The following is a 7,144-nucleotide window of genomic DNA, read 5'->3' as shown; positions in this document are numbered from 1 at the left end:
CAGGGAGCCGTGGCAGGTGCCGGCGGCGCCGGCCTCGGACTGCATCTGGATGACGTCCACGGTGGAGCCGAACAGGTTCTTCCGGCCCTTGGCGGACCACTCGTCCACCTTCTCCGCCATGGGAGAGGAGGGGGTGATGGGATAGATGGCCGCGACCTCGGTAAAGGCATAGGCCACATGGGCGGCGGCAGTGTTGCCGTCCATCACGACGTATTTCTTGCCCATAATTTTCTTCTTCCTTTCTTCTGTATCGGCGTCAACAAATCAGATGAAACGCCTCTGCAAGGAAAAATATTATCTCTGAACACGGCCGGAAGCATTGCCGCCGGCCAGGTTCTCCACCTCGGAAATGGAGACCAGATTGAAGTCGTGCTCAATGGTATGCTTCAGGCAGGAGGCTGCGATGGCGAAGTTAATGGCCTTCTGGCTCTCGTAGCCGCTCATCAGCGCATAGATCAGGCCGCCGCCAAAGCTGTCGCCGCCGCCAACACGGTCCACGATGTCAATGCGGTAGGTGGGGGAGAAAAACGCCTGACCATCGCTGTACAGCATACCGGCCCACTCGTTCACAGAAGCGGAAATGCTGCCCCGCAAAGTGATGGCGACCTTCTTGAAATGGAAGCGATCGCACAGCTGCTTGGCCACGCTGATGTAGCCCTCGTGGCTGATCTTGCCGGTGTTCAAGTCGGTGTCAGCGGCAGCGATGCCGAACACATCTTTGGCATCCTCTTCGTTGGCAATGCAGACATCCACATAAGGCATCAGCTTGCTCATGGTCTCGCCGGCCTGCTCCTGACTCCACAGCTTCTTTCGGAAGTTCAGGTCGCAGCTGACCGTGACACCCATCTCCTTGGCGGCCTTGCAGGCCTCCAGGCAGATCTCGGGCAGGTTGCCGCCCAGCGCGGGAGTAATGCCGGTGAAGTGGAACCAATCAGCACCCTGGAAAATGCTCTTCCAATCGAAATCGGAGGGCTGAGCCTGAGAGATGGCAGAGTTGGCACGGTCATAGATGACCTTAGAGGGACGCTGGGAAGCGCCCTTTTCCACGAAATAGATGCCCAGGCGATCGCCGCCGCGGACCATCATGCTGGTGTCAACGCCAAAGCGGCGCAGCGCATTGACCGCGCACTGGCCGATCTCATGGGCGGGAACCTTGGTCACGAAGGCGGCGTCAATGCCGTAGTTAGCCAGAGACACGGCCACATTGGCCTCGCCGCCGGCGTAAGATGCCTCGAATTTCTCGGCCTGGACAAAGCGCTGATATCCCTCGGGATTCAGACGCATCATGATCTCACCAAAAGTAACAATTTTCATAGTCATTATCTCCTTTTCGGAATTCTGTTGCCTTCATCAGGCATTATGCGCGATCTCAACCAACTGCCGTGCCACTTCCGTGATCTTCTCATATTCGCCGGCTTCGATCCATGCCTTGTTGGCCAGATTGCCGCCGACGCCGGCACCGGACATGCCGACCTTCAGGAAGTCAGCGAAGTTCTTCTCGCTGACGCCGCCAACGGCCAGCAGCTTGATGTGGCTTAGAGGTGCACGGATCGCCTTGACATAATCTGTGCCCAGATTTGCGGCGGGGAACAGCTTCACATACTCTGCTCCGCACTCGTGGGCGTATTCGATTTCGGTGGGCGTCATAGCGCCGGGCATTGCCACCATGCCCAGCTCCACTGTGCGGCGGATCACGTCAGCATTGGTATTGGGGGCGATGGTATAGCTGCCGCCGGCCTGAGCAGTCAGTTCCACCTGCTTCACGGTCAGGACCGTACCGGAACCAACCAGCATTTTGCCCGCATACTTCTTGGCGATGGCAGCAATGCAATTGGCAGTTTCCTCATCGGAAGAAGGATCCTTGGGATTGAAGGGTACTTCCATCAAACGGATGCCGCCCTCATACAGAGCGTCTGCGACCTTCAGGCACTTTTCTGTGCTGACACCACGGACAATGGCGATGACTTTTTCTTTATCGACCTGTTCCTTGATTTCTGCGATAGTCATAATAACCTCCTATACTTTTCCGTATTCTGGAAATCATTTTTCGCGTAATCGTACAACAACGGGAAACAACGTTTGTGCCAGTATCCCGTTTGAAAAGTGTGCGGCAGCATAGCGCATTCGGAGCACGCCGAACGTACGCTTTATCCACATACCGCTGACACAAAGGGTTTTCAATATGGAAAAAGGCCGCTTTTCAGCGGCCTTTTCCATTACAGGAAATTTAGGAATAGTCAGAAAACGTCTCCGCTGCGGCGCTTTCTGATAATTGGCGATTCAGGAAGCTGATTACAGGTTCTCCAGCTTCTTCATGTCCATGACAGCACCCTCGGCGCCGGAGCCTGCCAGCTTGCAGTACAGGCTCAGCCAGCCACGGGTAAACTTGGGAGCGGGAGCCTTCCATGCGGCTCTGCGGGCAGCCAGTTCCTCGTCGCTGACCAGAACATTCAAAGAACGCTCCTCAACGTCGATGACGATCCGGTCACCGTCATGCACCAGAGCAATGGTGCCACCCTCGGAAGCCTCGGGAGAGATATGGCCGACAAAGCAGCCGTTGTTGGTGCCGGAGAAACGGCCGTCGGTGACCAGAGCGGTGGACTTTGCCAAGCCACGGCCATACAGGTACTTCATAGCCTTGTACATCTCGCGCATGCCGGGGCCGCCCTTGGGGCCTTCATAGCGAATGACTACGACATGGCCATCATGGACCTTGCCGGCCAGAATTGCCTCCTCGGCCTCCTCCTCAGAGTCAAAGCAGATGGCCTCGCCCTCAAAATGATGCAGGCTCTTATCAAAGGCGCCGGGCTTGGTGATGCCGGTGTTGGGAGCTAGATTGCCCCGCAGGACGGCCACGCCGCCGGTGAAGCCAAAGGGATCATCCACGGTACGGATGGTGCGGCCAGTATTGGGATACAGATACTTGTGGGCGGCGATGTTCTCGCCGATGGTATGCGCTGTGACAGTCATCTGATCGTAATCAAGGAGCTTATCGGTCATGTTCTGCATCATGCGCATCACACCGCCATCCTTGAAGAAGTCGATGACGTTGTAGTTGCAGGCAGGATTCATCTTGGCGATCTGCGGCGTCGTACGGGACAGCTCGTCAAACTCTGCCAGAACGTCGATATCCAGCTCAGCTTCGTGGGCGATGGCGATCAGGTGCATCACCGCATTGGTGGAGCCGCTCATAGCCATGCAGGCCTTGATGGCGTTGCGGATGCTGCCGTTGGTGATGATCTTGCGGGAAGTGATCTCCTTCTCCACCAGCTCCATGATCTTGATGCCGGTTTCCTCGGCCAGAGCCAGGCGGCGAGCGGAGGTGGCGGGGGCCAGGCTGGCATCAGGCAGCGTCATGCCCATGGCCTCAGCCAGAGAGCACATGGTGTTGGCAGTGCCCAGGTAAGAGCAGGAACCGCAGCCGGGGCAGGCGGTATCTTCCAGAGAGACATACTCTTCCTCGGTGATCTTGCCGGCAGAGAGCATGCCGTAGGCCTCAGTGCTGGAGGTCTGGTCGGATTCACGGCCGTCAAACACCTTGCCGCCTTCCATGGGGCCGCCGGGCAGCATGATGCAGGGGATATCCAGGCGGGCAGCTGCCATCAGCATACCGGGGACGATCTTGTCGCAGGAGCCCAGCAGGACCAGTGCATCAAACTGGTTGATCTGCGCCATGGTCTCCACGGAGTTGGCGATGATCTCGCGGTGGGGCAGGATGTAGTGCATACCGACATGGCCGTTTGCCATGCCGTCGCAGCCGCCGATCACGCCAAATTCCACAGGGGTACCGCCGGCGCGGTAGATACCGTCACGGACGCGCTGTGCGACCTGCCGCAGATTGAAGTGGCCGGGGTCGGACTCACTCCAGGAGTTCGCAATGCCGATGATGGGACGAGTCAGATCATCAGAGGTGAAACCCATCGACTTGTAAGTAGCACGATAATACTGGTTGCCAAGACCGGTCAAAAACTTTTTGCTGCGTTCCATAAGCATTCTCCTTATGTCAATTTCAAAACCAGGGCGATCCCCGGAACTTTTCTGAATTTAGTCCGGTCAATACCGGAAAATTGTGCAGATTGGTAATCGCTGAAAAAGGAATCAATCATCTGTCGCGGGCAGTTGCTGGGCATATTCCTGAATCAAAGGCAGTAGTTCAGTAATCTTTTGACTCAGGGCGGTAACGCTCTCTTGGGCCATCCCCACACAGATCGCGTCGTTGGCCAACATAATTTTTACCACGCCGATGGAAGAGTCGTTGTCAAAAGACAAATTTAGAATTTTGTTCAGAGGGACACTTTCTGTGCGGGTGCGCCAGAACGACCGCATCTGGGCCATGATGATACGTTTGTTGGTGAAAGCGTATGCGAAATTCCGCTGATGGGCGGACATGCTGTGAAACCGATGTAGTCCGATGAAAGTCAGATAGGCGAATTCATCCGCGTCCATAGCCTGCTCCACCAAACGAAAGCTGTTAAGACCCCAGGCACGGCTCAAGCCCTTGCCGAAGTTATGGTCGCAGCTGTATGTGTACATTTGCTCCGCTTTTTGCAAACGGACTTCCTGCTCCATAAAAACGCCTCCCTACCCAAGTTGTTTTTGGGAGCTGGCCCGGCAAGCGCCGGGCCAGCTTCATTGTAAACGGACTGCTTAAACTGCGATGGCGGGAATTAACCCTTGGCAGCCTTCAGGAGGTCCATGATCTCAGCGCCGGTATCCTTGGCGATCATGTCCTGAATGTGAGCGGTCTTGGCCAGGAACTCAGCCTTGGCATCGTCGGTCAGATAGGTGACCTCAATGCCGTAATCGTCGATGCAGGACTGCAGGTTCTCAGCAGCGGCCTTACGGTTGATTGCCTTCTCCTCTTCGCCGAAAGCCTTGGCGGCCTCGCTCAGGATAGCCTGGGTGTCAGCGTCATAGGTGTCCCAGATCTTCTTGGACATATCGAACAGGAAGGGGCTGTAGATGTGGTTGGACATGGTGATGTACTTCTGGACTTCCTGGAACTGATAGCTGTAGAAGTTGGCGATGGGGTTCTCCTCGCCGTCAACAGTGCCCTGCTCCAGAGCGGTGTACAGCTCGGAAGAAGACATGGGAGTGGCAGCAGCGCCCAGGCTGTTCCACAGCTCCTGATGGAACTTGTTCTCCATGGTACGGATCTTCAGACCGGCAACGTCGGCGACGGAAGCAACAGCGCGCTTGCTGTTGGTCAGCTCACGGAAGCCGTTCTCGTTCCAAGCCAGGTTGATGATGCCCTTGTCGGCCAGCTTGGCGTTCAGGTAGTCACCGACCTCGGAAGCCAGGACCTTGTCAGCCTCGGCCTCATCATTGAACAGGAAGGGGATGTCGAAGATGCCCAGCTCAGGCACATAGCCAACCAGGGGAGCGGTAGAGGTGTTGTTGATCTCCAGCTGACCGGCAACGACCATCTCGGTAGCGGTGGTATCGTCACCCAGCTGAGCGCCGGAGTAGACCTCAACGCCGATGTTGCCCTTGGAGTTGTTCTCAACCATGGGAGCGAACACGGACAGCTGAGCCTTGACGCCGGGAGAGGTCTCGCCGGCACCGTTGGAAACCTTCACAACGATGGGGTTGGTCTTGCCCTGAGTCTCAGCAGAGGAGCTGTAGGGGCCGACCTCGGTGGTCTCGGTAGCAGCGGGAGTCTCGGCAGCGGGCTTGCTGGATTCGCTTTCTGCAGGGGCCGTGGTTCCGGCCAGACCACAGGCAGCCAGGGATGCTGTCATGGACAGAGCCAGCAACAGTGCAAGGATCTTCTTTTTCATGTGGTTTCCTCCTAAGTGTAAAATATTAATGAACGGGTGAATGGAATGACCCGCACATTTCCAAAGAGAGCTATCAGCCCAGCATATTGGGCACGAACAGGATCAGATCGGGGAACATGGTGATCATCAGCAGGACCAGATACATCACGCCGACGAAGGGCAGGCTGGCCTTAATCAGATCAGCCAGCTTGATCTTGGACAGAGACACGCCGCAGTACAGCACGTTGCCGACAGGGGGAGTAGCCAGACCGATGCACAGGTTGGCAACCATGACCACACCGAAGTACACGGGATCCAGGCCGAAGCTCTTGGCGATGGGCAGCAGGATCGGAGTCAGGATCATAATGGCGGGACCGGAGTCCATCACGCAGCCGACCAGGATCAGCAGCAGATTGACCAGCAGCATATAAGCTACGGGGCTGTTGGTCATGGAGAGAATGGCCTTTGCCAGCAGCTGGGGAATGGCACAGGTGGTGACCATGTAGGCGGCGACCTGGGCGGAACCGACGACGAACATCATGACAGCGGTGGACTTCATGGCGTTGATCATCAGATGGGGCCATTCCTTGAACTTGAACTCACGATACACAAAGCCGGAGACGATCAGTGCGTACAGAACGGCCAGAGCAGCGGTCTCGGTGGCGGTAGCGACGCCGGTGGTGATGCAGAGGATGATGAACACGGGCAGGCAGATCGCCAGGAAGGCTTCCTTGGTAGCCTTAAAGATGCCGGACAGGCTGGTCTTGGGGCCCACCGGATAGTCACGCTTGCGGACATGGAAGAACCATGCGATCATCAGACCGACGCCGATCAGGATGCCGGGGACGATGCCGCCCAGGAACAGAGCGGAAACGGAGACCTCGGCGCAGACACCGTAGAAGATCATCTGGGTGGACGGAGGAATGATGGGGCCGATGCAGCCGGCGGAGCAGATGATGCCGGTGGACTTGCCCTTGTCATAGCCGGCGCCTTCCATGATGGGCAGCATCATGGAGCCGACTGCGGTGGTATCTGCCACTGCGGAGCCGGACACGCCTGCGAAGATCATGGATGCCAGGATACCCACATAGCCCAGACCGCCCTTGAAACGGCCCAGCACGGAGTAAGCGAAATCAACGATACGACGGGAAATACCGCCGCGGGTCATGATCTCACCTGCGATCATGAAGAAGGGGATGGCCAGCAGGGGAACGCTGTCAGTACCGTTGACAAACTTCTGTGCCAGCGTGAAGACGGACCATGCGGTGGGGCGGCTCATAGCCTGCGTGAGCATCATGAAGAAGCCGGTGCCGACCAGAGAGAACGCAATGGGAACACCGATGATAACCAGGCCGAACAGGGCAATCAAAAATACAGCTAACATT

At 56.8% G+C, this 7,144-nt stretch carries 7 protein-coding genes; all 7 read right to left on the bottom strand.

The annotated features are described in order from the left end of the window. The coding region (locus tag ACTQ4R_RS12005) for a hypothetical protein (RefSeq protein ID WP_441628988.1) at positions 1–225 on the bottom strand (225 nt) is incomplete at its 3' end. A 69-nt stretch (positions 226–294) separates the two neighbouring features. Continuing rightward, positions 295–1,314: a PfkB family carbohydrate kinase gene (locus ACTQ4R_RS12000; protein ID WP_441628986.1), complete on the bottom strand. Its 1,020-nt coding sequence runs from the start codon at positions 1,312–1,314 to the stop codon at positions 295–297. Positions 1,315–1,350: 36 nt separating this feature from the next. Beyond that, positions 1,351–2,007, bottom strand: coding sequence for a bifunctional 4-hydroxy-2-oxoglutarate aldolase/2-dehydro-3-deoxy-phosphogluconate aldolase (locus ACTQ4R_RS11995; protein WP_441628984.1), 657 nt, complete (start codon positions 2,005–2,007; stop codon positions 1,351–1,353). Positions 2,008–2,292: 285 nt separating this feature from the next. After that, complete coding sequence (ilvD, locus tag ACTQ4R_RS11990; protein ID WP_441628982.1) at positions 2,293–3,987, bottom strand: dihydroxy-acid dehydratase; 1,695 nt, start codon at positions 3,985–3,987, stop codon at positions 2,293–2,295. 111 nt (positions 3,988–4,098) lie between these two features. Next, positions 4,099–4,569: a PH domain-containing protein gene (locus ACTQ4R_RS11985; RefSeq protein ID WP_441628980.1), complete on the bottom strand. Its 471-nt coding sequence runs from the start codon at positions 4,567–4,569 to the stop codon at positions 4,099–4,101. 98 nt (positions 4,570–4,667) lie between these two features. Continuing rightward, on the bottom strand, positions 4,668–5,780 hold the full coding sequence (locus ACTQ4R_RS11980) for a DctP family TRAP transporter solute-binding subunit (protein ID WP_441628978.1): 1,113 nt from the start codon (positions 5,778–5,780) through the stop codon (positions 4,668–4,670). A gap of 73 nt (positions 5,781–5,853) precedes the next feature. Then, positions 5,854–7,143, bottom strand: a complete 1,290-nt coding sequence (locus ACTQ4R_RS11975; RefSeq protein ID WP_441628976.1) for a TRAP transporter large permease — start codon at positions 7,141–7,143, stop codon at positions 5,854–5,856. Position 7,144: the final 1 nt, after the last annotated feature.

It is taken from the genome of Dysosmobacter sp. Sow4_B12, assembly GCF_052116665.1.
Lineage (GTDB): Bacteria > Bacillota > Clostridia > Oscillospirales > Oscillospiraceae > Oscillibacter.
This window is presented reverse-complemented; position numbering and strand designations above follow the sequence as displayed.